General features: G+C 57.6%; 20 protein-coding genes. 4 read left to right on the top strand and 16 right to left on the bottom strand.

What is annotated here, in order from left to right; all coding sequences use genetic code 11:
- Positions 1–13 precede the first annotated feature (13 nt).
- From RTS12_RS12175 to RTS12_RS12155, 5 genes are all read right to left on the bottom strand, one after another.
- Positions 14–973, bottom strand: coding sequence for an ABC transporter substrate-binding protein (locus tag RTS12_RS12175; protein ID WP_312528839.1), 960 nt, complete (start codon positions 971–973; stop codon positions 14–16).
- A 256-nt stretch (positions 974–1,229) separates the two neighbouring features.
- Complete coding sequence (locus RTS12_RS12170; protein WP_312528838.1) at positions 1,230–2,165, bottom strand: hypothetical protein; 936 nt, start codon at positions 2,163–2,165, stop codon at positions 1,230–1,232.
- A gap of 55 nt (positions 2,166–2,220) precedes the next feature.
- Positions 2,221–4,095 (bottom strand): hypothetical protein, encoded by a 1,875-nt coding sequence (locus RTS12_RS12165; protein ID WP_312528836.1) that lies wholly within the window; start codon positions 4,093–4,095, stop codon positions 2,221–2,223.
- A gap of 77 nt (positions 4,096–4,172) precedes the next feature.
- Complete coding sequence (locus RTS12_RS12160; RefSeq protein ID WP_312528834.1) at positions 4,173–5,159, bottom strand: DUF4123 domain-containing protein; 987 nt, start codon at positions 5,157–5,159, stop codon at positions 4,173–4,175.
- Complete coding sequence (locus RTS12_RS12155) at positions 5,159–7,111, bottom strand: type VI secretion system tip protein TssI/VgrG (protein ID WP_312528832.1); 1,953 nt, start codon at positions 7,109–7,111, stop codon at positions 5,159–5,161. Before RTS12_RS12155 ends, RTS12_RS12160 begins: the two co-directional genes overlap by 1 nt.
- A gap of 801 nt (positions 7,112–7,912) precedes the next feature.
- On the opposite strand from RTS12_RS12155, the gene RTS12_RS12150 reads away from it, so the two are divergent.
- Positions 7,913–8,956 carry an NAD(P)-dependent alcohol dehydrogenase gene (locus RTS12_RS12150; RefSeq protein WP_312528830.1) on the top strand — a complete coding sequence of 348 codons (1,044 nt, stop codon included), beginning with the start codon at positions 7,913–7,915 and terminating at the stop codon, positions 8,954–8,956.
- Between the two features lie 166 nt (positions 8,957–9,122).
- Here RTS12_RS12150 and RTS12_RS12145 read toward each other — a convergent pair whose 3' ends face one another.
- Positions 9,123–9,587, bottom strand: coding sequence for a hypothetical protein (locus tag RTS12_RS12145; protein ID WP_312528828.1), 465 nt, complete (start codon positions 9,585–9,587; stop codon positions 9,123–9,125).
- Between the two features lie 59 nt (positions 9,588–9,646).
- Positions 9,647–10,102, bottom strand: a complete 456-nt coding sequence (locus RTS12_RS12140; RefSeq protein ID WP_312528826.1) for a hypothetical protein — start codon at positions 10,100–10,102, stop codon at positions 9,647–9,649.
- A gap of 819 nt (positions 10,103–10,921) precedes the next feature.
- Here RTS12_RS12140 and RTS12_RS12135 point away from each other — a divergent pair.
- Positions 10,922–11,788 carry a sugar phosphate isomerase/epimerase gene (locus RTS12_RS12135; RefSeq protein WP_312528824.1) on the top strand — a complete coding sequence of 289 codons (867 nt, stop codon included), beginning with the start codon at positions 10,922–10,924 and terminating at the stop codon, positions 11,786–11,788.
- Between the two features lie 77 nt (positions 11,789–11,865).
- Here RTS12_RS12135 and RTS12_RS12130 read toward each other — a convergent pair whose 3' ends face one another.
- Genes RTS12_RS12130 through RTS12_RS12115 form a run of 4 tightly spaced genes read right to left on the bottom strand, consistent with a single transcriptional unit; the run spans position 11,866 to position 15,880 of the window.
- The gene (locus tag RTS12_RS12130) at positions 11,866–12,618 is read right to left on the bottom strand and encodes a DUF1080 domain-containing protein (protein WP_312528822.1); all 753 of its coding nucleotides are present in this window, start codon (positions 12,616–12,618) and stop codon (positions 11,866–11,868) included.
- A gap of 58 nt (positions 12,619–12,676) precedes the next feature.
- Positions 12,677–13,258, bottom strand: a complete 582-nt coding sequence (locus RTS12_RS12125) for a gluconate 2-dehydrogenase subunit 3 family protein (protein WP_312528820.1) — start codon at positions 13,256–13,258, stop codon at positions 12,677–12,679.
- Positions 13,258–14,946, bottom strand: a complete 1,689-nt coding sequence (locus RTS12_RS12120) for a GMC family oxidoreductase (protein ID WP_312528818.1) — start codon at positions 14,944–14,946, stop codon at positions 13,258–13,260. Before RTS12_RS12120 ends, RTS12_RS12125 begins: the two co-directional genes overlap by 1 nt.
- Before the next feature lie 31 nt (positions 14,947–14,977).
- A complete protein-coding gene (locus RTS12_RS12115) occupies positions 14,978–15,880 on the bottom strand; it encodes a TIM barrel protein (RefSeq protein WP_312528817.1) in 903 nt (300 codons plus the stop codon).
- A gap of 334 nt (positions 15,881–16,214) precedes the next feature.
- Between RTS12_RS12115 and RTS12_RS12110 the strand changes: the two genes are divergently transcribed.
- Positions 16,215–17,225, top strand: a complete 1,011-nt coding sequence (locus RTS12_RS12110; RefSeq protein ID WP_312528816.1) for a LacI family DNA-binding transcriptional regulator — start codon at positions 16,215–16,217, stop codon at positions 17,223–17,225.
- Between the two features lie 369 nt (positions 17,226–17,594).
- Here the strand turns inward: RTS12_RS12110 and RTS12_RS12105 are convergent, their stop codons facing one another.
- From RTS12_RS12105 to RTS12_RS12090, 4 genes are read right to left on the bottom strand one after another with little or no spacing between them, the layout of a single operon-like run.
- Complete coding sequence (locus tag RTS12_RS12105) at positions 17,595–18,374, bottom strand: hypothetical protein (RefSeq protein ID WP_312528814.1); 780 nt, start codon at positions 18,372–18,374, stop codon at positions 17,595–17,597.
- Between the two features lie 19 nt (positions 18,375–18,393).
- A complete protein-coding gene (locus RTS12_RS12100; protein WP_312528812.1) occupies positions 18,394–22,722 on the bottom strand; it encodes a DUF6531 domain-containing protein in 4,329 nt (1,442 codons plus the stop codon).
- 7 nt (positions 22,723–22,729) lie between these two features.
- Entirely contained in the window at positions 22,730–23,167 is a 438-nt protein-coding gene (locus RTS12_RS12095; RefSeq protein WP_312528811.1) for a DcrB-related protein, read from the bottom strand.
- Positions 23,168–23,178: 11 nt separating this feature from the next.
- Positions 23,179–25,335, bottom strand: a complete 2,157-nt coding sequence (locus RTS12_RS12090; RefSeq protein WP_312528809.1) for a type VI secretion system tip protein TssI/VgrG — start codon at positions 25,333–25,335, stop codon at positions 23,179–23,181.
- Between the two features lie 356 nt (positions 25,336–25,691).
- Between RTS12_RS12090 and RTS12_RS12085 the strand changes: the two genes are divergently transcribed.
- Positions 25,692–25,955, top strand: a complete 264-nt coding sequence (locus tag RTS12_RS12085; RefSeq protein WP_312528807.1) for a PAAR domain-containing protein — start codon at positions 25,692–25,694, stop codon at positions 25,953–25,955.
- Here RTS12_RS12085 and RTS12_RS12080 read toward each other — a convergent pair.
- Positions 25,956–26,339, bottom strand: a 384-nt coding sequence (locus RTS12_RS12080) for a hypothetical protein (RefSeq protein ID WP_312528806.1), incomplete at its 5' end; no start/stop codon positions are given.

Raw genomic sequence — 26,339 nt, 5'->3', positions numbered from 1 at the left:
CTCCCCCCTCATCCTACGATGGCAGCGTCGTCACGGCAATTTTTCGAGGTGCCCCGTTGTAGAGCGCCTTGACGATCATGTCGCGGTCGATGGCCAGATCAAGCGCTTCGCGGATGCGGGGATCGCTCAGGACGGAATCGGCGCTGTCATAGACAACGCCGCGAATATTTTCGACCGCGCCCCCGACGACGGCAGCATTGGCGGCCTGTTCGATCTGCTGGAAATTGTCGGGATTGATCTCGGTTACGATGTCAAACTGACCCGACAGCAATCCGGCCAAGCGGGTCGAAACCTCGGGAACCACGGTAAAGGTCACCTTGTCGGCAGCTGCGACCCTGCCCTGCCAATAGCCATCATTGGCCTCAAGCACGACATTTTCGCCCAGATTGAATGCGGCAAGTCGATAGGGGCCGCTGCCGACGGGGTTCTTGGCAAAGGCCTCGGGTGAACCCGCATCATCAAAGCCTTTTTTCGAAACGATCTGCGACGGGTAGTTGGCAAAGCGCTGCACGATCAATGCGTCGGGCTGGCGCATGTGAATGCGCACGGTCAAAGGATCGATGATTTCGACCTTGTCGATCCCTCCAAGGAACGGCTTCGACAAAACGGCCCCCGAAGCATTCGGATCCTGCCCCGTCCGCAGCTCGGAAAATGTAAAGGCAACGTCTTTGGCATCAAAGCTGTCGCCGTTATGAAAGGTCACACCCGGACGCAGCTTGAATTCGATGGTCTGAGGGTCGATGACCTTCCACTCGGTCGCAAGGCCGGGCTTCAACTTGCCGCCATCACGATAATCCGTGCTGATCAATGTATCAAACAAAGACAGCATGATGCGCTCATTGACGTTGGAATTGTCATAGGGCGGGTCAAGCACATCCGGAATATCCTGAACTGCAATGGTCAGATCAGCGGCCGAGGCCGTGGTTGAAATCAGCAGACCAGCCAGAACGGAAACGAGAGAGCGACGGAACATAGGGTGCAAGGCCTTCTTCAAGAATTTGGGCTTGCATAGGAGCGCTGAACGACAGTTCCGTATGTGTTATGTGACGTCCCCGTGAAAATTGACCAGTCCAGACCAAACTGGCCGGCTTTGGTGCAATGCATTTAGCAGCATTGTCCCAAATCCAGCCCGGTAGCTGGATTTGCGCGGATTAGACGTCACAGGTTGCGATCAGCTTGACCCTGCTGATCGCAACCTGTTTGCGTCGGTTAAAGAGGACCGGCTGTCCCTAATACACCACCGAACCAATGCGCAGCTGACCATCCGGTCCCATGAAAAAGACGACATTCGAGCTTTTGACCTCGTCGGGTTGCTCTTGCGACGTCCAGATCAGCGGATCAGGAATGATGCGCACGAGGCGGCCATTGGCCATGAAATCGAGCTCGAAGTTGCTCTCGCCACGCACCAGATCTAAAGGTTGCAGCGTTTTCCCGCTCTCATCTGCAGGCGCAAGATCGGCCAAAGCACGAGATTGCTTAATGTAATCCTCTACAGAGGCGTAGTTCATGGCCGCTGCAACATGGGTCCAGGCGGGGCCATAGGCTTGCGTCACCTGTGCCGCATTTGCGCTGCTAAGGATGGTGTGAAGCTGACGATAGGCGGCCAAAACCTGCGCCCGCAACTGGGGCGTTTCCTCAAGCACAGGCGCAGCGGCCCAAGGGAAATCGGGCATCGGATCAGCGATTTCGAAGGTCGCCTGCACGCGGCGCGCATCCCATGGCTTGTCCCAACCGCGCACAAGACGGCTGCGCTCGACCGTGGTGCCCGCAAGCAGCATAGGCGCGGAAGTGGCCGTAACGACCGGCTGGTTGAACCGCGTTGTCGCAGGAAAGGTGACCTCGTTTTGCGCATCCAAGCCAAGGTTGACAAGCGTCGCGCGTTTGCGCTCGCGCGTCACTTCGTCCAGACGTTCAATTTCGGCGAGGAAATAGAAATCAGGATTGGCCACATTTTCCGCCTGATCCTCGCCCGCGACCGAGACAAAGGTCAGGCTGATGTCATTGGTGCCATCTTTGACGTAATTATTGACCGGCAAGGTCAGGTTCACGTCCTCACCGCTGAAATCGCTCCAGACCGTCATATCGTTGATCCGAAGCGTCCAGAACGACCCGTTGCCCGCCATGGAGAGATAATAGATTGCCGGATCGGCTTTTGATTGGGCCATCACCGGGCCTCCTGAGAAGAGTAGAAAAAACGTGAGAATGAGGCTGAAACCGACCTCAGTAAGCTTGCCACGCAGGCGCATCTTCCGTCACCTTCTCGACTGTTGGATCAAGGATGATATACCGACTTCCCGTCGGGTTTGTACCCTTGCTGGGGTCGCGATAGTCCTTGTCCCCTGCAGAGGCTTCCGGACCAGTTTGGGTGGCAGACGTCGACCTTGAACTTTGACGGTCAGGACCGCGCGTGTTCGAGCTGTTTTTCTTGGTGCTAGAGCTGCCGATACGGGCATAACCGACGGCACGTGCGATAAGACCGTCGAAATAATAGCGCTTCTTTCGCTTCTTTGCAGAATCGATCTTGATTTCCCAAGTCCAGCCTGTGTGAAGGCTGCCCGAGGCGCCTGCCTGGGCGCTGACGACCCAGACCTCGGCCTCGACATGGATCAGAATTTCTGCGCGACCCAGGATCGTGAGTTTGCCAGAGAATTCTTTGTTCAGCTTGTCACGGTCGAACCCTGAATCTCCTTCGGCAGGGATCAGAACGCGCAGGCCGCTTTCGGTTGAATGTTTAAGTTCGCCTTCGGCTGACAGGCTGACCTCGCAGCGCGCCTCACCGCGAACGGCATTCCCCTTATCGGCAATTTTCGCGCGCGCCTCTTTGACCAGTTTCGCCGCAGCGGGCGAAAGCAATACCGCGGCCGCGATGTCAATGAAGTCGATAATGCCAGTTGCTTTGAGGGTGAGAGCCACCTCAAAGTTGGCAATTGATGCTTCCAGATCCGGCGTGCCCGATTTCGCCTTCAGCTCGACCCCCGTCGCCGTCAGCTTCAAGGATTTCTCAAGTTTGACGCCCGAGCCGAAATCGGTCGTATCGACCTGCTCGGGCGTGGTGCCCGCAGCCGCCGCCCCTGCATTGGCCGCAGCCCTTCCAAGCCCCGGGCGATAGTGCGCCGCTTCGGTCCCTTTCGAGACATATTCCGAGATGAACTTGGTGATCGAGGCGATAATCCCAAGGAAACCCGGCGCATTCCCTTCTGACGGGGGGCGACGGCCCGAGCTGGGATTGACCGAGGCCGCCGCATCCGCAGCAATATCGATTGCCGCATATTTCCCTGTGATATTTCCTTTAATGCCAGCCGAAGCACCGACGCCTGTCGTCAGAATATGCAATGAGATTTCGGCTGTCGCGCTTGCCTCAAGCTTGAAATAGGGAACGGGGACAGCCTCAAAGGTCTGCAGCATCGAACCGTCGCTTAGGCATTGGGACGGCGTAATGCGCATCGGCTGTCTGCCACGGTTAATGGCAACTGAACTGGTGATGAGATCTATGATCATCAAAGCGTAAAGGGCTTTTGGCGGAACGAAATCAGCCATGGCAAGGGCCGTGCCAAAGGTCGCCGGGAAGCCTACGGTCAGATCGGCTGGGGAACGATCAAGCTCAATCCTGTTGAAGCTGGGACTGTTCACCACAAAGCCGGGCTTTTTGTCGCGCGATGCACGGCAATCAGAACCCTCACCTTTAAGCTTCAGTTTTCCCGACAGGATGCTGTTTGCATTATCTTTCGCAACGATCAAAATCCGTTTCTTCGGATTGGCTTCCGTGACCGGCCACACGAGTTTGCGGGTCTCATCTTTGGCATCAGACAGCACCCCCGCCTTCAGACAGCAGGGTTCGTTGGGTTTGCAATCCACGCAGGCCGCGCCGAATTTCGGATCCGCGCCCGGCCCTCCCTTTGGGCTGGCCCTGAGCGGCGCATTCCCACCTTGGGTATAGTTATTGTTCAGGGCCTGCAGCCGCTCCTGAACGTCAGCCGATGGCGTGTTTCGGATTTGATTAAGCACCGTGCGCGCCGCATTCGGGCTGGCGAATGCATAGGGGTCATTTTGAAGAATGTACTCGTAGTCGGATGCAGAAGGCGTAAAGGTGGCCACAAGAATACCCTCAGGTCTAGGCAGATAAGGCGTGATTTTGCTAGAGAAATGGTGGCTTTAGCCGGGTTTCGTCTTGTTCATGCAGACAGCCCTATGGCGCTGCGATAGCCGTGGTCGGTCAGCATATGTTCGAGCCAGCGTTCAAGACGGTCCTTTTTCTGCCATTCAAGAAGGGTGGGATCGTAAAGGAAGTCGGATGCCTTTGAATGGCGGCGATAAAAGTCATGCCCAAACAGCAGCTGCGCCCGTGCAAAGACCTGAACTTGCTTTACCGATAGAAAGCCAAAGCGTGCAGCAGCGTTGGCCGCTTCCTTGGCAATGCTTTCACATCTGGCCTGACTCGTGATCTCGCCAAACTCTGTGAACATTTCGCGGGCCAGCTTGTGGCTGGCGCGGATCCGCATCCGATCCTGAAGCTTTGCAAGCTCATCTGTCGTAACCGCAGCTGGCCCGTAGCCGGTCTGATCAAGATCAACTTGCCCCCTCCAGCGCAGCAGCCGACCCTGACAGCTTTCGTCGTCTGAAAAGGGAGTTGGCATCGGCTTCGACAGTGCCGCGCTGTCGGGGACAAGGCAAAATGCCGAAATCGGCGCGAGAACCTCGGTCAGGCTCCGCATGAAACGACTGCGAAAGCTTTCTGACAGGGTTTCGATGGCATCGATCAAAACGCGCGGATCGTAGAAGCGAAAATAAACTGGCGCTTCGTTTTCAGTCGGGACTCGGATCATGGTGAAGCGGCGCAAATGGCTGCGCATCTCTTCGAAAGAGCCGCGCCCTTTCAGCAGAATATAGGAATGCGCGCCATGAAGCCTGCGCCTCAAGATCTCGGTGAATGCGGAAAATGGCTCGAGCTGAACAAGCCAAGGGGCAAGCGCGCGAGTATCAGGATTAAGCGTCGAATAGAGGCAGACATGAGGCAGCTCGCTTCTGGCCAGCTGCCTGGAAATGTCAGGCCAACTGACGCCGTCGACCACCGCCCAAACGGCCTGATCGTCGCGAAACAGGCCATCCCAGTCCGTTTCGCTCCAGCCGAGTTGCGCATCGTCTCGTTCTGACGGCGCCATCACTCTGCCTCATCCATCAGCGGGCAGTGGCTGACAAAGGGAGAGCCCTCACCCGCTGCCGCTTTGAGAATTGCGGGGATCAGCGGCAGGGCTGCTGCGCCGGGCGAAGCGGATCCGACTTGCAGTCTTGGCGCAATATTGACCGCCCCGCCCTCAAGAACCACGGCAGCGCCACCCGCGACCAGCGTGATCTTGGCAGCATCAAGTACGATCTCGCCTTTCGCACTCAACGTCAAATCGCCGCCCGCCCGAGAGCGATAATCGCCGCCGACCGTCAAACCGCGGTGGCCGTCAATTTTCTCGCGCAATTCGCCCTTGACCGAAAGATCGAGCAAACCCTCGATCGTTTCGGTGCGGTTGGCCGCAACCACAAGATTAGAGTTGTGGCCAATGCTGACCGTATCATCGAAATCCACGCGTCGGTTCGCCGAGTTCAGAACCTTGACATCAAGATTTTTCTGCGCATGCAAAAAGATGTATTCTTCGCCGGATTTATCCTCGAAGGTCAGCTCGTTAAAGCCCTTTCCCCCGACGCTATTCGTCTTGAAACTTGAGCGGGTCTTGTTTTGCGGCAGGCTCATCGGCGGCGCGTTGCGCCCATTATAGACGCAACCCGTCACAAGTGGTTTGTCAGGGTCACCTTCAAGAAATTCGACAACCACCTCCATTCCCACGCGGGGAACGATCATGCCCCCCCAGCCCGATCCTGCCCAATTCTGGCTGACGCGGCAGCGCATCGAATAGGCATCATCAAGGTCCCAGTGAAAGCGCACCAGAATGCGCCCATATTCGTCACAGTCGATCTCATCACTGCCCACCACTTCGGCGGTCTGGGCGCCGTTGATGAGGGGGATCTTTGTTTGGCGTGGCGGGACCATCGCCGCCGCGTCAGGCACCAGGATGTAGCTGCCATGATATGAATAGCCGTCGCTTGCCGGCCCGCCCGTCGCATAAGCCTGCGAGACAAAGTGATGGCTGGCCGTGAGGCAAAGATAGTTTTCCCCAAGGCCGGAAATCTCGTCGCCCGTAAGCTGGATGCGCATACCCGCACCAAGGCTGACACAATCACCAGATGCGCGGAATCTGTGATCCTCTGCGCGCTCTTGATGGGTGCGCAAGCGCGATACCTGACGGCCGCTATCCCCATCCAGATAGTCGCCCGGATAATCGAAGCTTTCGATTGCGCCACGCACATAGGTTGCATCTCCGCGAAAGCGCGCCTCCATGCGCTGCGTCGGGGCGGTGAAATTGTAATCTGTCAGACGAATGGCACCGGTCGTCATGCGGCGCTCTGAGAGCCATTCCCAGAAATGTTCCTGATCAGGACGATGGTGGCCGTGATAGGATTTGAAAGGGCGTGCGCCCAACATCGGATGGGCAAGAACGTCGTCGGTCAAAACCAATGTATGGCCCGCCTCATCATGGCGGAAATAAAAGCTGATGCCGTGGCGTTCACATTGGCGACGCAGGAAATCCAGATCGGTTTCACGGTATTGGACCGTATATTCATGGATCGGATAGTCATTATTGACTTCAATCTCGAAGGCAGCGGCGCCCTCGGTCGCGTAGTCTTCCAAGACAGACTGCACAATCGACAGCACATCCTGATTGTGAAAAATACGCTGATTGCGCCGCTTGCCACAAATCCAGAACCACGGACGCAGGGTCAGATCATACCGATAACCGCTCTCGCCCACGCCCAGGTTGCGGGCTGCCGTGACAATGCCATCGAAATTGCGAATGCCCTGATGAGAGCCAATCTCGACATGGGCACGGGTGCCGATCAGTTCGGCCAGATCAATGTCAGGGCGACCAGCAAGCGCCTCGACACGGAATTCAAACAGGTTGTTGAGATATTCCTCACCGTTGAACCGTAGCAGGACGAGAGCATCATCGTCCAGGATCGTGGTCAGTTTGCCCAGTCGTTCCGACTGGTGGAAGGTACCGTCCATTTGCTTACTCGAACTTCGGATCGCCCGGTCGACCATTGCGCCAAGCAAGCGATTTTCACGGGTTGTGGGCCAGCCTCAGCCCTAAACGATTCAGGCGGGCCTTATGCAGACAAAAAGCGCATATATGGGAAAATGTCAACGCCCCTCAGCGCTGGATGGCCCCCTGCAAGGCCCGGTTGTTTTCAGTATTTTGCGTGGTTTTGGCCTTATTCAGCCCATGACGCGCCCTAGAAAATCTGCCCGTTCAGGCCCGCCTTGGCTGGGCGGTTTATTCTTTCAATCTCGGCGCGAAATCACCGCGCATTCTGGCACTGATGCCAGAGATGGCGCTGTGCGCCGCTGCGCTTGCTGCGGCGGCGGCAATGGGGAAAGACATGACAAAAGCCGAACGTCCAAGCGTGTCGGATCAGATTGTGACATCGGCGACCGTCGCCCCATCGCACCAACCAATTTCTGTCGAGATACCGCTGCCGATCATCGGGGCAGCTGCACGCTCTCCCACCAGATCAGCGGATAAGCCCCCTCGCAATGCTTGACGACGCTCATGATATGACCACTTGCAACCGCGCAGCAGCGGACAGCCTCAGCACCGTTGGTTTCGGATTGTATATTGGCGCCGGTGGGCGCAGGCTGGCTGGGCATGGGCCATGCCAGTCTCTCAGATGCGACTGCGTGCCCAATCCGGGCGCAGCTTCCAGATCATGTCACAGCTGCGACCAGTTTCGATCACACTATGAACTTATGGCGTCGCGCCACGCTTAAGACCCCCCTGGCGCATCCAATCCCGAAAGGAGACCTGACATGGTCGTTAAAGCCTATGGCACCCCTGCGGGCGGCAAGCCGCTCGCGCCCCTGAATATCACACGCCGCAAGCCCGGCGCGCATGATGTACAAATCGAGATCCTTTATTGCGGCATCTGCCATTCCGACCTGCATCAAGCACGGGGTGAATGGGCGGGCACGCTTTACCCCTGCGTTCCCGGTCACGAGATCGTGGGCCGCGTTCGTGCCATCGGCGATCATGTCGCCAGCCACAAACCCGGCGATCTGGTCGGCGTCGGCTGCATCGTCGACAGCTGCCAGCATTGCGCCGAATGCGATGACGGGTTCGAGAATTATTGCGACGGCATGATCGGCACCTATAACGCGCCCACCCCGGACGCGCCCGGCCATACCCTTGGCGGCTATTCGCAGGAGGTCGTGGTACACGAACGCTACGTGCTGAAGATCACCCACCCCGAGGTGCAGCTGGCCGCAGTTGCCCCGCTTCTGTGTGCCGGCATCACCACCTATTCGCCGCTGCGCCATTGGAAGGTCGGCCCCGGCAAAAAAGTCGGCGTCATGGGCATCGGTGGGCTTGGCCATATGGGCATCAAGCTGGCTCATGCGATGGGCGCGCATGTGGTGGCCTTCACCACATCTGAAGGCAAGCGCGATGATGCCAAGGCGCTTGGCGCGCATGAGGTCGTGGTGTCACGCAACGCAGATGAAATGGCCGGGCAGACCGCCAGCCTTGACTTCATCCTGAACACGGTCGCTGCACCGCATAATCTGGATGCGTTCCTCGCGCTGCTGAAACGCGATGGCACCATGGTGCTGGTGGGCGCGCCAGCGACACCGCACCCCTCGCCAAATGTGTTCAACCTCATTAGACGCCGCCGCAGCCTTGCGGGGTCGATGATCGGCGGGATTCCGGAAACGCAAGAAATGCTGGATTTCTGCGCAAAACACGGCATCACCTCGGATATCGAGATGATCCGCGCCGATGAGATCGAACCGGCCTATGAGCGGATGTTGAAAGGCGACGTGAAATACCGCTTCGTCATGGATATAGCGACCATGTAATCGCGTCTTGCCCGGCATTCTGCTGGGCAAGACCCTAGTCCTGAGGCGCCACGCATGGCAGAAGCATTTACAAATGCTCATGGCGCTGCTCTTCATTATCAACAGCCTTACGGCACGGGTCGCGGCTAAGTTCGGTGCCTGTCTGGTGCTGCCCAGAGCTTGGGCCCTATGCCAACCTGCCAAAGGCGGACAAGCGGCGCTTACGCAACGCAAATCCAATCACGGCAAAAACGATCGCCTGTATGGCATAAAAACCGCCGAAAATCACCACCATGAAGAAGGCTGCAACCGAAGCGCCGTGATCAATGCTGCTGTCGCCAGAGGCGGTCGCGACCGCAATCAGGATCAAAGCAAGGACTGTCGCGAGCAAAAAAATGGCCGAGCAGAAGGCCGCAGTTTCATAGTTGCGCAGGCTATCTGCTATTTTTAGCTGCCAGATCAATGCGATGACAACGATCAGGCATTGAACCCCGAAAAGAACGGGCATGAAGGCATTCCCTACACCGATGCCAGCTTCATCCGCAGCGACCAAAAGCACCGAGGTCAGATAATGGGACGAATAGCCAACCACAAGTGCCGCACCAAGGGCTGATAGCCGCTTTTTCCAGGGGTTTGGCGGTTGGTCTTGCATGGGTTTACTCCTGAATTTTTAAGTGTTTGGCCGCGGGAGATCATCCTCTTTCGAGGAATTCACCGTATCTGCTGATCCGGGCGGGCATAGCGGTGCAGGATCGCAGCCAAGATCAGGAAAATCAGCCCCAAGACCCCATAGTGGCCGCTAAAGATCACGCCGGTCAAAGCGGTGGCCAGCATCGGCTGTGGATCCGAGGCGGCGGTAAAATGGGCTTCTTGCAGCGCGGCTATCACAAAAAGCAGGACCGAGGCCAACAGGACCGCGCCTGCTGCAAAAAGGCCCCGAGCCATCCGCCGGACGCCGCCTTTGACCTTTAGCAGCAAGACAAACGCGACAATCAGCGCCATGGCCTGAACCAGCCAGACTGCTGCCAAGACGGCGTGCCCAAGCGTGTAACCATAGGGCTCAAGGATCATAGCCCCCATCCAGGCAACGGGATGGAATGCATAGGCCACCAGAAGCGACGGGAAAATGGTCGAAATAAAGGTCCATGCAGGGTTTGGCTTGGTCATTGCCACGCGCTCTTTTGATCCTTGCCTATCGGCGTTTGCCTTCAAATCGCTGCCATTCATATGCAGTTCCGCCTGTCTTGCCATTCTTTCGAGAAGGGACGCCCCATTCTAGCCGTGCTGTGTGAACAAGTGGCCGGAATATCCTGTCTGCCAGTCGATCTGTCCTGCAGCATTTCAAGCAGCAAGGTCATGAACTGTCTAGAGAAATATCTTGGCAGGCATCGGCATTGCTGAGGTTGAATTGAGCAGGACGAAATCCATGATATCTTGCGCGCTGCGTCGACAGTCCCATTGCCCCCTGTTATCGCGCCTTGCCCGCCACGCCCTGCCCTGTTGGCTTTCTGAACCAGTGCCTGACATTCCTCAAGCTGTTGCAAGGCCCGACTTTCGCTGGTGATATCTGAGCGGTGAAGGTGCCGGACTGCCCCTCGGTTTGCATGCGCCAACGGGATTTATGTCAGCGCGATACTGAAGGTCTACCGGATAGGCTTGCGACGAAACAGGCGCGACCTTTTCGCAGCTGCGGTGAAAATAGCGCCGCTTTTGCGCTTTGCTGATTGCGCTCGCGTGTTTGCACGTTTCGCTGCTTTACTCGGTTACTTTCATGGCGTGGCATGTTGAAAAGAGCACGATCACACCCCTTTAGCGCGAGGGTGCCCTGCACCCCGGATCTGGGTCGAAGTTTGAACCCAAAAGCTCGTTCATTAATGTTTCATCAACGAGGGATTTACCAAATGTAATCCTTTTCATACGAAATGAAATCCATTACATTTTAAATCTCTGCCGGAGGAGGCAGATCCGGACCCAAGGGAGAGTTTCATGACCTATTCCACTCCGATCCTTCGCAGCTTGCTTGCGAGCGCGGTCGTCGTTCTTGCTGGCGCGGCTTATGCACAAGACGCGCGCAACACTGGCGAACTGCCTATTGCTGTACAGATGTATACGCTGCGCGATGCAGGCACATTGGACGAGCAACTGGCCGCCATCGAAGCTGCGGGCATCACTGCGGTCGAAACGGTCGGCACCCAGAAAGTCAGCGCCGAGGAATTGAAAGCTGCTTTGGACAAGCACGGTATCAAGGCGATTTCGACCCATGCCCAGATCGATGATCTGCGCAGTGATCTGGACGGCGTGATTGCCTTCAACAAGGCAATTGGCAATGACACGATCATCGTGCCCCATCTTAAACCCGAGGCCCGCCCTGCCGATGCGGCGGGCTGGACTGCACTTGGGGAAGAGCTGAAAGCGATCTCGGAGAAAGTTCAGGCGCAGGATATGCAACTGGGCTATCACAACCACGACTTCGAGATGGTCGATATGGGCGGGAAAACCGCACTTGAGGTCATGATGGCCGCCGCTGGCGATGATGTCGTCGCCGAGCTGGATCTGGCCTGGGTTGCGCGCGGTGGCCATGATCCGGTCGAATATCTAAGCCGCTTTGACGGTCGCGTCTTTGCCATCCATGCCAAAGACAATGCCCCTGCCGGTGAGGCCGTTGATGAAAAAGGCTTTAAGGCATTGGGCGAAGGCGAGTTGGATTTCGCCAAGATCCTGCCTGCAGCCGAAGAGGCTGGCACCAAATGGTATATCATCGAGCATGACATGCCCAAGGATGCCGCAGCCGTCGTCAAGACCGGTGCAGAATTCCTGACCAAGAACCTGCCGGAAAGCGCAAAGCGCGACTGATCCGCATCGCAGGCCAACCATGCGAAACGGGCCGCGATGACGCGGCCCGTTTTATTTTGCCGTCAGGTTGGAACACCTTAGAGCGGGCGAACCCAGATATTGCGGTAGCTGACATCGGCATTGTGGTCTTGCAGCTGGATCGGCGCGCAATCATGCGCCTTGTAGCTCGGATAGCCGATCCATTCGGTGCCGCCTTGCAGCTCGGCTCGGTTCTGAACCAGAACACCATTATGCAAAACCGTGACATAGGCCGGTTTGCGCAGTCGACCATCCTGAGCAAAGATCGGCGCCTCGAAGACGATGTCATAGCTCTGCCATTCACCGGGCGCGCGCGAGGCATTCACCAAAGGCGGATGTTGCTTATAGATCGAGGCCGCCTGCCCGTTCACATAGGTCGGGTTGTCGTAGCTGTCCAAGACCTGCACCTCATAGAGCGATTGCAGGAAAATGCCGCTATTGCCCCTATCCTGGCTGTTATGGCCCTGATCATTGGGCGGCGAACGCCATTCGACATGCAGCTGCACATCGCAAAATGATTCTTTGGTGCGAATGTCACCCTTGCCACGGGCAACCCCCATGACGCCATCTGCGACATTCCATTCCGCCGGGCCACCCTTGACCGCCTCCCAGGCGTCCAATGTATCGCCGCCAAAAAGCACGATCGCGTCAGATGGCGGTTGGTTTTCCGGTGTCGCGACCTCTTTGACCGCCGGCTCCCAGATTTCGGTAACTTCTGAGCGGGCGCGACGTTCTTCGCGCGACAGATCGGCATCTTGCGCCGTGGCGGTTGTGGCCAGCAAAGCAGCCATCAGGCCTGTGATATATTTCATCTTTCCCTCCCGTGAGATGATAAAAAGGCCCCGGCGATATGCCGGGGCCAATCCAAGATCAGGTGGCCCAGCCCGGCTCGCCCTTGTATTCGAGATCGCCGATATATTCGCCCGGCACCGCCTCGTAACGCAGCACCTTGGTGGCGCCGATTTCCGAGGTGAAAAAGCCAAACAGCACCAACTGATGCAAGGGCGTGAACCAATGCATATCGGCGTTCTGGACGGGTCGGCCTTCGGCTTTGGCCTTGGCAGCCCCCTCGGCCGTTACCACGCGGGCCTCGCGGGCGATGCCATCAAGCAGCGCTGTACGCTCATCTTGCGACATCTGCAGGAAATCCTTGCCCTGCTCGGTCGCCGCTGCTTTCAGCTTGACCATGCCGTCGCGAAAGCCCTGCTGATCCTGCGCGGTATAGCAATCACTAACATAAAGGGTCATGAAAGCGCCGACCGCCGCATCCTTAGCGCCGGGCGTGTCGGTTCGGGGAAGGATGACCTCGGCCACCTCGTCAAGGAATGCGCTATCCTCGGCGGTAAAGGCATTCACCCCCGCCTCGGTCGGGTCATATGCCGATGCCCGACCGCCGATCATGGCGGTCCCGGTCACGGCGGCGATCAAGGTCAGGAAATCACGGCGCAGCATCAGATATCTCCTTTCTTCAGGCTTTCCACGGCAAAGGCCGAAGCGCGTGCGGTCAGGGCCATATAGGTCAGCGAGGGGTTTACGCAGCTTGAAGAGGTCATGCAGGCGCCATCGGTCACAAAGACGTTGGGCGCATCCCAGACCTGGTTATTGCCGTTCAGGACCGAGGTTTTGGGATCGCGGCCCATGCGCGCGGTGCCCATCTCGTGGATGCCCATGCCGACACCGTAATCTTTTTCGGTGCCTTTCACGTCCTTGAGACCAGCCGCCTCCAGCATATCGATCGCATCTTGCTTCATGTCGATGCGCATCTTGCGTTCGTTCTCGCCCAGCTCGACGCTGATCGCCAGAACCGGCAAGCCCCATTTATCGGTTTTCGAGTGGTCCAGCGCGATATGGTTGTCGTGGTTGGGCAGCATCTCGCCAAAGCCGGTCATACCCAATGTCCAGTTGCCGGGTTTGGCCAGTGCCTCTTTCAGATCCTTGCCGATGTTCAGCTCGGCGATCTCGCGTTTCCAGCCCTGGCGGCTGGCCGAGCCCTGATAGCCAAAGCCGCGGGTATAGTCGCGCTGCTCGCCATCAAGGTTGCGGAAACGGGGGATGTAAAAGCCCGCCGGACGGCGACCAAAGTAATATTTGTCGTCAAAGCCCTCGACCCTGCCCTCGGCGCCAACGCGGAAATGGTGATCCATGACGTTGTTGCCCAACTCGCCCGAGGATGAGCCCAAGCCCCCCTCCCAGACATCGGTGGCCGAATTCATCAAAACCCAGGTCGAGTTGAACGCCGAAGCGTTCAGGAACACAATCTTAGAGTTATATTCGTAGGTCTGATTGGTCTCGGCATCCAAAACCTCAACACCCGTGGCACGTTTGGTGTTCTTGTCATAGATCACCCGCGTCACGATCGAGAAGGGTCGCACCGTCAGATTGCCCGTCGCCATCGCCACCGGCAGTGTCGCCGATTGCGTGCTGAAATAGCCGCCATAGGGGCAACCCAGCCAGCATTTGTTACGGTACTGGCAGTTGATGCGGTTCTGTTCCGGCTTGGGCTGGGTGATATTCGCCACGCGCGAGTTGATCAGATAGCGCTTGCCGCCAAAGGATTTTTGCAACCGCGCCGCAACATCCTTTTCGACGATATTCAGCGGGATCGGAGGCAGGAATTGCCCGTCAGGTAGATGATCCAGCCCCTCGACCGTACCCGAGATACCGGCAAATTTTTCGGCATGATCGTACCAGGGCGCAATATCGGCATAGCGGATCGGCCAGTCTGTCGCGATCCCGTCCTTGGCGTTTGCCTCGAAATCAAGGTCCGAGAAACGATAGCTCTGACGGCCCCACAAGAGCGAGCGGCCCCCCATTTGATAGGCGCGGAACCAGTCAAAGCGCTTTTTCTCGATATAGGGGCTGTCCTTTTCATTCGCCCACATACCATAGGTCTGCTCGTTCAGCGGATAGTCACGTTTGAGGACCGGATAGTCCTGAACCATCTCCTGCGTCGGGCTGCCGCGATGCGGGTAATCCCAAGCCTCTTTATCGGCATTCACGTAATCGGTGACATGTTCAATATTGCGGCCGCGCTCAAGCATCAGGACCTTCAGTCCCCGCTCGGTCAGTTCTTTGGCGGCCCAACCGCCGCTGATACCTGATCCGACGACAATTGCGTCGTAAGTCATGTTTTCTGCCATGTCGCTGTCTCCTTGGATGGCTGACGGATGGTTAGATGTCGCAAGTCAGAACGGCATCGCGTAATGCCGCTGCGGCGATCTTGGGATCTTGGCTCTTGGGGATGAACTCTTGGGCGACATAGCCTTTGAAGCCGGTGGCGTGGATGGCCCGGCAGATCGCGGCATAGTTCAGCTCTTGGCTATCGTCTGGCTCGTGCCTGCCGGGGTTTCCGGCGGTGTGGTAATGGCCAAAATGCTGATGGTGATCGCTGATGGTGCGGATCACATCGCCTTCCATGATCTGCATATGATAGATGTCGTAAAGCAGCTTGAAATTCGGCGAAGCCAGCTTTTCGCTTAGGCTCACCCCCCAGCTCGAGCGATCGCACATGTAATCGGGGTGATTGACCCGCGAATTCAGCAGCTCCATCACCAAAGTGACACCCGCCGCCTCGGCCAAAGGCAGGATCTGGCGCAAGCCCGCTTCGCAATTGGCAAGGCCCGTCTCGTCGCTCATGCCGCGCCGATTGCCGCTGAAACAGATCAAATTCTTATAGCCCGCCTGCGCCACCAACCCGATATGGCGCTTATAGCGTTCGATCAATTCGGCATGGTTTGCCGGATCGGCCCAGCCGTCTTCAAGGCTGATCTCGGCACCATTGCACATGCTGCAATCAAGCCCCGCTGCCTTGATCGCGGGCCATTCCTCAGGTCCGCACAGATCAATCCCCCGCAGCCCGACGCGCTGACCCAGATCACAAAGCGCCTCGATCGACAGATCTTTAAAGGTCCAGCGCGCCACCGAATGATGGATATTGCCCTTGAGCGCGACCGTCTCTTGCGCCTGAGCGGCTTGCGCAATTCCTGCCCCCAGCGCGGCAGATACGCCCAATGCGCTTGCGCCTTTGAATAATCCGCGGCGCGTCATTTGGTCGGTTTCCGATAAATCGGACATGACCTCCCCCCTCTTTTCAATGGCAGCGGCTTTGTTAGGCCGCTTTAATGAAATCGATTACAATAATCGGCGTAAGTAGAAATCCGTTACATCCCCAACCGGGACGCCCCCAGCGCGGCACAGGTCATATTTGAATGTTGGGCCTGACAATCAGCGGGCCTGAGGCAAGCAAATGCCCCCGTCCTGCTGGTCGCCTCCCCCTTGCGACGTCAGCCGCTACATCACGTCCTCCTAACGTAATGTAATCGGTTTCAAGAGAGCGTGGCATAGCCTGAAATTGTTTACAAGACAGAATTTTAGGGTATTGCTTGCCAAACTAAAGGAGCAGATCCGCGTGCTGAAGGAAGCCCGACCACCTCGAATTCAAGATGTCGCCAAGCTTGCCGGAGTATCTGTCGCCACCGTCAGTCGAGTGCTTTCCAATCCGGAAATCGTCGCGAAAACAACGCGTGAGGCAGTCCGTCACGCGATTGCCCAGACCGGCTATACGATCAATTTCACCGCCCGAAACCTTCGGCAGCAGCAGGTCAGCAGCGTCTTGGCGCTTGTGCCCAAACTGGCGAACCCGTTTTTTTCCCAGATCCTCTCTGGCATCGCCGAAGTGTTGCACAGCCAAGGCCTTAGCCTTTTGGTTTTGGACACGCACGGGGCGACCGATGAGTTGGATGTGCCTGCCATCGCGCCCTATCTCAGCCGTTCGCTCTCGGATGGGGTGATCTTGCTTGAGGGCGGGTTGGACCCCGCGCTTTTTTCGCATCCGCACTGCCCGCCGGTGGTTCAAGCCTGCGAATGGACCCAAGGCTTGGACGCGCCAAGCGTGTTGGTGGATAATGCCGATGGCGGGCGCCTTGCCGCCAGACATCTGGCCGAACTTGGCCATCGCAATATTTTGCATCTCAGCGGGCCTGCCGATAACTCTCTGTCGCGTGCCCGCCGTGAAGGCTTTCAACAAGAGCTGTCAAAAACCGGACTGAAAGGCGCGACGCTGGAGGGGGATTTCTCGATGCGCTCTGGCTTTGCTGCCACAGAAACGGTGCTGGCCATGTCGCCACGCCCGACCGGGGTCTTTTGTGACAGCGACGAAATGGCGGTGGGTCTGATCAACGGTCTTTATCACGCGGGGATGCGGGTCCCCGAGGACATCTCGGTGATGGGATTTGACGATATCGAACTTGCCGCATACGTGCGACCGGCGCTGACAACCATCCGGCAGCATCGGACCTCGTTGGGGCGTTGTGCTGCAAAGGTGCTGCTGGCGCGCATGCAAAACCAGCCCTTTGCTCAGACGACGGTTCTTCCGGTCGAACTGTGCATCCGCACCAGCACCGCCGCCCCCCCAACCTGATCGCCCCTTAAAATAACCAGCCTGCACCCGAGGATTAAGGCGATGCCCCCGTATCAATGATCTGTCTGTCACATGCGGCGTCTGCGGGACACAATTACTCGACCCACGCGCCCAAAAGGACAGAAATTAGTGTAATTTCAGATAGTTGACACGCCGATAGAGCAAGGTCGGTCTTCTTGTAACCTCATAAGGGGTCCGATGGCAGCGAAGATATCCGCAGGTGCAAGGCGCGATCGCAATGGCCCCGCAGCCCTTTAATCAAGCCAAGGCTGGCTGCCATCAAAGACCCGCGACCTTGGAAATGATCGTCGTTCGCTTGGGGTCGATTGGCCCGAACTTGCCCGTTCAAACGATGCACATCTGGCGATGTCATTCTGGTGGTTGGTAGGTCGCGACGTCGATCCAAACCGTTTCCCAGACCAGATTTTGCGCGGCCAATGCCTCATAGGCGGCGCGCTGTTTCTGAGCCGAGGGAATGTGCCATAGCTCGCTTTTTCCCAAGTTGGTCCATCCCTCGGCCCGTAAACCCGCCGCACTAAGCACTTGCTTGATCTGTTCGGCAAGGGACAGGGGCATGAAGTTATAACTTAGGACACTGCGCAAGATCTTGCCCTTGGTGACCGGATGAAAGCTTGCCGGATCATCGGTGTAGCGGATGAAAGCAGCATAAATGCGCTGCCATAAATCATCGGGGCTCAGGGGCGCAGCGGGGTTGAAGGTGGCATAGGCAAAGCTGTCGTTCGGATAAATCTGTTGATAGCCGATTCCAGCTTTCAGTCCGGCTGTCGCAGCAAGGTTGAACCAAGTCTTGGCAAAGACCTCTTCTAACTCAGCCGGTGCGCCCAGGATCAGCGCATAGCAATTCTCATCAGCGTGCGCCGATGGCAGGCGCAAGAAGTTCAGATAAAAGGCCGGATAGTTGTTATTGCCGTCCTTGCCCTTCTCGATCAGTAGAACCTGATTGGGCGCCTTGGCACCAGCAAATGCGGCGGTGATCGCTTTGGGATTTGGCTTGGCAAGACGCGTCGAGCGCAGATCCGTATCGGTGATCGTCATGCCATTCAGCCGACCCTCGAAGCTATCGGCAAACGAGAGCAGCACGTCGGGCGCAATCGGCGCATCCAGATAGAATGTGGCCTCGAATGTCATGGTCTCTCCGTTCACGGGCTCATGGCACAATCTTAATAATCACCGTAACCCCTGGGTTCGCGGCTCGAATTTGGGCGGCCAGAGTGTTGGCCTTGGCCGCCATCTGCGCCGCAGTTTGCGATGGCGAGACAACTTCGACAACCCTGAGGGTATTGGTGGTGGGATTATAGGCGATGACATCCGGGCGCCAACTGCTTCCATTTCCGCTGATCGGATTAAGACCGGGAACGCCTCGCGCCCATGTGTTGTACTGCCGATTATAGGCGCCATTTCCGAAACCAGCACGCTGCATGATCCCGGCCTCTTGGACACTCAGGCTGGCATGTGGGAAGCGGCCACGCGTATACTGCGGGGTTCCTACATAGGGATCATTGGCAGGCTTCAGATTGGGACAAGGCGCAAGTCCCAGCGGATCAGTCCAGCCAATCGGATTAGCGACATAGCCTGATAGAACCAACCCGCCGAAGCACCCGATCGGATCGGGGTTCAAATACCAGCCAGCGGCGGGATCATAATGGCGGAAACCGTTGTAATGTAAACCGGTTTCCGTGTCGTGATATTGACCCTGAAAGCGGACCGGATTCTCGATCGTCTCGACAAGGACGCGCCCAACCCCGCCCCAGGCCCGCAGGGCGACCTGCCAGACCAGCTCGCCATTTTCATTGGTGATCTCAAGCGGAGTGCCGATCTGATCCAGCCAATAGACCAGAATTTCACCCTCTTGATCAGCAGAATAACGGCGGATCTGGGCAGCTGGGCGAAAGCTGTCGGGTTCGTGGATATAAAGTATGGCAAAAGGATCAACCGTCACAGGATCTTCGCCCTGCTCGGCCGTGGCACCCTCGCGCGGCACCATCATGCTTCGGCTTTCGGCCAAAAGCACATTGCCATCCCAAAGAAAGCGCGTGACATCGTTGCGCGTCACCACATCTGCGCCGACCGCGCCATCATTTGCGGGTTCAAGACCGACAAAGGCCTCGGTGTGGATCTTGGCGATCCTGCGGCCAAGGGCGTCATATTCAAAACGGCTTACCCTTTGGCGTCGCCCACTGATGTCAGAGACCTCGATCAGCTGGTTCATATCATCATAGCGATAGTGCGTGACGATGCGCCCGCCCTGCCCGCGACGTTGAAGCACGCGATTGCCGGCATCGTCATAGGAATAATGACAATCGCCGCGCATCATCAACCGTCCTTTGACGATCGAAACATCGGCCGAGGTAGCCGTCGGTATCTTTAGCCGACCGGCAGGGTCAAAGCTGAAACGCTCAGGCTCGGGACCAGAAAGGCCAAGCAGCTGCTCGCAGCGGTCATATTGAAAGCCAATCGTGCCGCGTAATCTGTCATCAATGCTTTGGACCGCCCCCGTGGCCGTATAGGAATATGCCCGCCCAAAGACCGGGTTCACCACCCCCTCGCGCCAAGCCTGCTGACGCGAAAGCCGCCCCTGCGGATCATAGTCGCTATACTGCGCCACTTTTCCCGCGCGGCGATCGATCTCTTGGCCCATGCGATTTCGGCCAATCTGCAAGGCGTCGCGGTCATTCAGCTTGATCGAGGTCAAAGCGCCGGCCTCATCCCAGCCAAATCGAATAAGGCGGCCATCGGGCAAAAAGCTGGCCTGTCGTCGCCCGCGAGCAGACAGAACATGCTCGACCGCAATCCCGTCTTGAACCTCGCGCAAAAGCCCGCCCTGCGCATCATAGGCAAAGGCGCAAGCCCGCGATTGGTTTGTCGCTTCGGTGATCCGACCAAGCAGGTCATAAGCAAAACGCGACCAGGTGCCGTCGCTGCTATGGCGTTCGGTCAGGCGCCCCAGCGGATCGCGCGCATAGCGGTGCAGCCGGTGACCGTCACGCATCTGCATCACATCGCCTGCCGCGCCCAGATCATAATCGCGGCGGTGATCGTCGAATTCCGTCTCCGAGATCAGGCGCTGATCATCATCATATTCGAACCGGTAGACCTCGCCCAAAGCATTGCGGATTTCGGTCAGGTTCAGCTCGCTGTCATAGCGGTAATCAACCTGCGTGCCGTCGGGCTCGATCCGGCGAACCGGCAGCCCAAAGCCGCCAAATTCCCACGAGATGCGGTTGCCCAGCTCATCGATATAGGCACAAAAGTTCCCGTCTCGGTCATAACACATCTGCTTGGATGTGCCGTCGGGCTCGGTCATGCGGATCAGGCGGCCGGTCTTGTCATTCTCGATCTGCTGACTACCCTGACCTTCGATGGTCTGCTGAACCAGCCGCCCAAAGGCGTCATAGGACATGCTGATAAGGCCGCCTTTGGCGTTTCGGATCTGGGCCAGCCTCCCTTCGGCGGTCCATGAGTAACGCTCAAGAACGCCCTCCTCGTCGCGCAGTGCCAAGGTCAGGCCACGGCTGTCGCGCAAGACCGTCTGGACATTGCCCAAAGCATCCGTGCACGCAATCGGATTGGCTCTTGCGTCAAATGCCAGAAACGTTTCGCCACCCAGCGCATCAAGGGTTTTGGCAACCGCAAAGAAACGCGGATCCAGCGGATCATCCGATGCAAAGAAAAAGCGCGTTCTTGCGCCATCTGCGGCAAGCACCCCGGTTTGCCGCGCAAAAGCGTCATAGGTGAATTCGGTCCGCCGCCCTTCGGGATCGGTCAGGGACAGGCGGCGGGCATATCTGTCCCATTGGGTCAGATGTTCATGGCCCATCGGCGTGATCGTGCGGTGGACCAGACCGTTTTCATCCCAGAAATGGGTGGTGGTTCGGCCCGTCCCATCTGTTTCGGTCGTGACACGTGCGGTCAGATCATAGCTCAGATGGCGGGTGAATACGCCGCCATCCCCCCAGGTCGAGATGCATCTGGCGACAGGGCCACGCGACGGATCGTCCCAGCGGAAATGATAGGAATAGCCGCTTCTCAGGGTTTCCTGCTCGATAAGGTGGCCAGCATTATAGCGATAGACGAATTGCGCGCCTTCGGTATCCGTGACCAAGATCAGATGACCCGCGCTGTCATAATCATAGCTGACCAGACGCTCTTGCGTGCCTTGGGCGCTGCGGCGGATCTCGCGGATGCGCCCGCTGTCATCGTTCAGATAAAGATATTCAACACCATCGCTGCCCGTCACCTTAACGATATGACCCAAGCGATTGCGCGTGATGGCAATGCCATTCCCATTGGCATCGGACAGATCCTCAAGCAGGAAATGACCACGTTTTTCCGGGCTTGGGCGCATGCGATAGGCGTGGTTCTGGGCATCGCGGATCAGCCAACCCTCGGCATCGCGGATCGCCAAAATGGCCTCGGCCCGGTGGTAATAGCATTGGCCCGGCTCCAGCGCGGGCAAAACCACCAACCGCCCCTGAGGGCGACGCAGGACGGCCTTATCCCCCGCCTCGACGATCCTACCGTCCAATGGATGGTGCCAGCCCCGTCCCAGCGCGCCGTTTTCATCCGAACCCGAGATCCAGAACCGTTCCCATGCCAAAGGCAGAATTCCGGCGATGACAAAATCATCGTGCAGGGTGAACATCTCGCCCGTGGCGACATCGACCGGATGGCCCGTGACAACGCGATTGGACAGGCCCATGCCCGCGCGGCCGCCCAGCAAGCCGCCCAGCACGCTGCCAAGAATACCCCCGATAATGCCGCCTTTTTCGCCGCCGACGGCCTCGCCGATCATCGTGCCCAGAAAGCCGCCCGCGATCGATCCGGCAAAGCTGAGCCCGGTCACGATGCCGAAACTGAGCAAGCCGCACAGACCGCCAGCAACGAATGCACCCGCCCCACCGAAAATCAGCGCAACTGCCGTTCCGCCCCACATCATCCAGGTTGCCGTGCTGACCATCCAGCTGGGCACTTCGCTTTCAATGTCCAGATAGGTCGCGGTTTCAGCGCCGATATAGATCCCTTCCAGATCCGACTTCACCTCGCCGTCGCATTCGCTGCGGTCGGTATCGCGCACGGCAGGATAGAGGTTGATAAAAACGCTGTCGCTGCCTTGGGCCAGACGTTTGGTGCCGTGATCCTTGCAAGCGACCGTATCCAGCACCGTGCGCGCGGCGGAAATCCGGGCCGGACCATAAAAGACGTTTCCCGAACCTGTCGAGATCGGGCCCTTGGGGCTTTTGCTCAGACCGCCAATGGCCATGCCAGCAAGCGCCCCTGCCCCCGTTGTCGCCACCGCCCCACCAACGGCTGCAACGACCAGAAGGCTTGCCCCCGCAGTGACCGGCGCAGTCACGACTGCCGCAACGATTGCCACCCCGACCGCCAGACCAACGGCTGCACCAATCAAAAAGCCCATGAAGGCATTTGAATGCTCAATTTCATGGCCGATATGGGCTGCGGCAAGGGCGGCGGTCATGCTGGCATCAATCCGTCATCGTCAGCGAGTTGAAAATCTGCGCGAAATCCTTTTCGAGATTGGGCCAATCATCCTTGGCCGAGGTCGCGACAACCGTGTGAACGGTGCGCGGATCGCGCGGCGGATTGAAAAACAGCTGGCGCTGCATCAAGACCACGCCCTGAGGCTTCATCGAGAACACCAGCTCAAGCGCTGGCTGCCCCGAGACATTGGCCTCGCCGCGCCGCAAAAGATCAAAGGTGCGGACCTTGGCCATCAGCTCTTTCAACTGGCGGTTCACAAAGCCGGACAGATCCTCCATCGGCAGCATCTTGCTTTTGGACACAAGAATATTGGGCAAGACCTTATAGCGCGGCGACGGCGGGGCGACCCAGGTGACCATCGTGCGGTCCTCCCAACCGTCAGGAATGGCCAGCTCGAAATAGCCGGTAGAGCAATTTTGCATGGATGCCTGCCTTAGACGGGCGCGCTTTCGCGCGGATTGATATAGGTTTCACCGCCCTCGACGACCACAGTGCCGGCGCTGATGCTGATAAAGTTAGACCCATTCGCCTTGAGGACGATGTTGGGCGCATCCAAGATGATCGAGGTCGCAGCCTTGATCATCACGCCCCCGCCTTGCGCGACGATCGAAAAATCGCCTTCGGCCGTAAGCGACTGAAGCGCCGCCGAAACCGAGCGCTCACCCGTAACCGCCACCGACTGCGCCCCACCCACGGTCGTGGTATCTGCGCCGGTGACGGCAAGCGAGCGTTCGGCCCCGACGGTGATGCTTTGCGCGCCGGTCACCCCCAGCGAATGATCAGCCCCCACCGTGACGGATTGATTGGTCCCCACTGAAATGGTTTCTGCCGCCCCCACCGTAGAGGAATGGTCGACCCCAATATTGACCGAGCGGTTGTTGCCAACGCTCAGCGCCATATCCGTGCCAATCGATTCCGTGTGATTGCTGCCAACATTCAGCACTTTGTTCACGCCGATCGATTCCGTGTGGTCATTGCCAACCGTAATCGTCTTATCATTGCCGATTGTTTCGGCCTGATCATTGCCAACCGTCTTGGCCCGGTCATGCTTGATCAGGTGGCTTTCGTCATTTTCGATGACGGTATTGTGGTCTTTCTGGGCATGCATAAAGACCTCTTCGCGGTCCTTTTCATCCTCGAAACTGATCTCGTTAAAACCCTCGCCCTGATGGGTTTTCGAGCGCCACACCGCCTTGGTTTTATTGGCGGGCAAGGGATAGGGCGCGTTATTGCGGCCATTGAACACATTGCCCACAACCACGGGCTTGTCCGGATCGCCCTCAAGAAATTCGACCAGAACCTCCATGCCGATGCGCGGAATGACCATCCCGCCCCACCCCGCGCCGGCCCAGTTCTGGCTGACGCGACAGCGCATCGAATGCGCCCCCGCGATATCCCAGTGAAAGCGCACCAGGATCCGGCCATATTCGTCGCAGTCAATTTCCCCTTCACCCACCACCATCGCCGTTTGCGGGCCATTGACCACGGGGATCGCGGTGCGCCGAGGCGGACTCATCGGCGCGGTGTCAGGCATCAGCGTATAGGCCCCGGTATAGGCATAGCCATCGCTGGACATGCCACCCGAACCATAGGCCTCGCTGACGAAATGATGCGAGGCCGTCAAACACAAATAGGTCTCGCCAGTGCCCGGCACATCATCGCCAGACAGGGTCACGCGCTTGCCCGATTGCAGGCTGACGCAATCACCCATGGCACGATTGCGGCGGTCGACTCCGCGCTCTTGCTGATTGCGCAGACCGGCGACGATCTTGCCGATATCTTGGGTCGGATAATCACCCGGATAATCAAAGCTTTCGATCTTGCCCTGTGCATAGACCGCGTCGCCCACGCGATAGGCCTCCATGGCCTGGTTGGGCTTTTTGAAGTTGTAATCCGTCAGCCGGATCGCCCCGGTGGTCAGATTGCGTTCAGGCGCCCAGTCCCAAAAATGCTCGTTCTCGGCCTGATGGTGGCCATCATAGGGCTTGAACTTCCGGTCACCGATCAGCTCGTGAGCCAGAACATCATCGGTCAGCACAAGGCTATGGCTGCCCATCATGTGCTTGAAGTAAAAGCTGATGCCGTGCCGCTCCATCTGACGGCGCGCGAAATCCAGATCGCTTTCACGATATTGCACGGTATATTCCAGCTTGGGATATTCCTGCGACAGCTGCATCTCAAGCGCCGGATCACCAAGGCTGGCATAATCGGCAAGCAGCTCTGTCAGGATCTCAACGACGGTCTTATCGTGAAAAATCCGCTGGTTGCGACGATGTGAGGCCAGCCAAAACCACGGCCGCAAAGTCAGATCATAGCGATGGCCATTCTCACCCGGCCCAACCCAACGCGCTTGTGTGACGATCCCGTCAAAATGCTGCACGCCCTCGCGCCCGTCGATCTCGACCGTGGCATGGGTGCCGATAATCGCATCAAAATCCAGATCGCTGCGTGCGCTCAGCGCCTCGACGCGATATTGGTAAAGCTCGTTCAGCTGATCGGTACCATCAAAGCGCAAAAGCACCAAAGCATCCTTGTCCAACGCTGTCGTCAGACGACCCATACGTTCGGTCTGGCGATGGGGGGCATTCATGGCTATGGCTCCGATTAGGACGCTTTGCTTGGTGTATATAGACAAATCAGCAGACATAAACCGCAGATTGGCCATTCGATGGAAAATCCGCACCAGCAAGCCAATTCACGCGCATTGAATGCAATCATGACGTTAAGCGCTCAATCCATGCACAATCATGCGATGCGAAACCGATCTGTTAGCGCGAAACAATGTGCTGAAACGATAGGCAATCTAGCAGTTCAGCCGAATTTCACGCCCAAGTACCCCCGCAGGGTTCGCGCGCTGAGCCATGGGGGTGTGGTGATGTCCAAACTGCCAAGCTTGATAGAGACGCGAAAATGATGCAGAGATCGTAGACAATTTGGAGGAATAAGATGGAACCCGTGGCCCGCCTTGGTGACGAGCATGACTGCCCGCTTCATGGAATAAACCGTATTTCTCAGGTGGCTTCGCGCGTCAAACTGGACGGCAAAGAGGTCGCATCCGTCGGCGATCTGACCGAATGCGGCGGAACGATCATTACTGGATCCCCGGTTAACAAAGTCGATGGTCGCCCCGTCGCGCATATTGGCAGCAAAACCAGCTGCGGCGGCCTGATCACCACGGGCGCACCCTCTGAAAAGGTGCGCGCGGGATAATCAAGCCGGAAAGGTGGCCTCATATGTGGCGATCACCACATCCATGCCGTGATATTCAGCTGCATTTTTGAACGCATTCGAGACACGAGCAATCTCTGGACGTAATTCCGCCAAAAATAAGTCCATAATCTTTTGCCATTTACCGATAACCGTGGAATACCATGGCGTTTCATCAATGGCGCGCCGCTCATATCTTGCACGCAGCCAGTTTGCAAAGTTTTCTGCAAATTGCGACAGGTTCGGGGCCGCCAGCAACATCGCGTCAATCTGGGCCAAAAGCGGGATGCTCGAGGCATTTCCTGTTTTCATCGGAAATAGGTCAGGTGAAGGGGCTCTGTTGCACAAATCACGTGAGGGATTCATCTCGTGAATCCAGCGTGGTAG

It is taken from the genome of Paracoccus sp. (in: a-proteobacteria), from assembly GCF_032007265.1.
GTDB lineage: Bacteria > Pseudomonadota > Alphaproteobacteria > Rhodobacterales > Rhodobacteraceae > Paracoccus.
Note: the sequence above shows the minus strand (reverse complement) of the source record. Positions and strands in the feature narration are given on the sequence as shown.

Bases quoted from the DNA above. Each gene is read 5' to 3' on its own strand.
- RTS12_RS12175 (WP_312528839.1), bottom strand. From the start codon at position 973: ATGTTCCGTCGCTCTCTCGTTTCCGTTCTGGCTGGTCTGCTGATTTCA.
- RTS12_RS12170 (WP_312528838.1), bottom strand. From the start codon at position 2,165: ATGGCCCAATCAAAAGCCGATCCGGCAATCTATTATCTCTCCATGGCG.
- RTS12_RS12160 (WP_312528834.1), bottom strand. From the start codon at position 5,159: ATGGCGCCGTCAGAACGAGACGATGCGCAACTCGGCTGGAGCGAAACG.
- RTS12_RS12155 (WP_312528832.1), bottom strand. From the start codon at position 7,111: ATGGACGGTACCTTCCACCAGTCGGAACGACTGGGCAAACTGACCACG.
- RTS12_RS12150 (WP_312528830.1), top strand. From the start codon at position 7,913: ATGGTCGTTAAAGCCTATGGCACCCCTGCGGGCGGCAAGCCGCTCGCG.
- RTS12_RS12145 (WP_312528828.1), bottom strand. From the start codon at position 9,587: ATGCAAGACCAACCGCCAAACCCCTGGAAAAAGCGGCTATCAGCCCTT.
- RTS12_RS12140 (WP_312528826.1), bottom strand. From the start codon at position 10,102: ATGACCAAGCCAAACCCTGCATGGACCTTTATTTCGACCATTTTCCCG.
- RTS12_RS12135 (WP_312528824.1), top strand. From the start codon at position 10,922: ATGACCTATTCCACTCCGATCCTTCGCAGCTTGCTTGCGAGCGCGGTC.
- RTS12_RS12130 (WP_312528822.1), bottom strand. From the start codon at position 12,618: ATGAAATATATCACAGGCCTGATGGCTGCTTTGCTGGCCACAACCGCC.
- RTS12_RS12125 (WP_312528820.1), bottom strand. From the start codon at position 13,258: ATGCTGCGCCGTGATTTCCTGACCTTGATCGCCGCCGTGACCGGGACC.
- RTS12_RS12120 (WP_312528818.1), bottom strand. From the start codon at position 14,946: ATGGCAGAAAACATGACTTACGACGCAATTGTCGTCGGATCAGGTATC.
- RTS12_RS12115 (WP_312528817.1), bottom strand. From the start codon at position 15,880: ATGTCCGATTTATCGGAAACCGACCAAATGACGCGCCGCGGATTATTC.
- RTS12_RS12105 (WP_312528814.1), bottom strand. From the start codon at position 18,374: ATGACATTCGAGGCCACATTCTATCTGGATGCGCCGATTGCGCCCGAC.
- RTS12_RS12100 (WP_312528812.1), bottom strand. From the start codon at position 22,722: ATGACCGCCGCCCTTGCCGCAGCCCATATCGGCCATGAAATTGAGCAT.
- RTS12_RS12095 (WP_312528811.1), bottom strand. From the start codon at position 23,167: ATGCAAAATTGCTCTACCGGCTATTTCGAGCTGGCCATTCCTGACGGT.
- RTS12_RS12090 (WP_312528809.1), bottom strand. From the start codon at position 25,335: ATGAATGCCCCCCATCGCCAGACCGAACGTATGGGTCGTCTGACGACA.
- RTS12_RS12085 (WP_312528807.1), top strand. From the start codon at position 25,692: ATGGAACCCGTGGCCCGCCTTGGTGACGAGCATGACTGCCCGCTTCAT.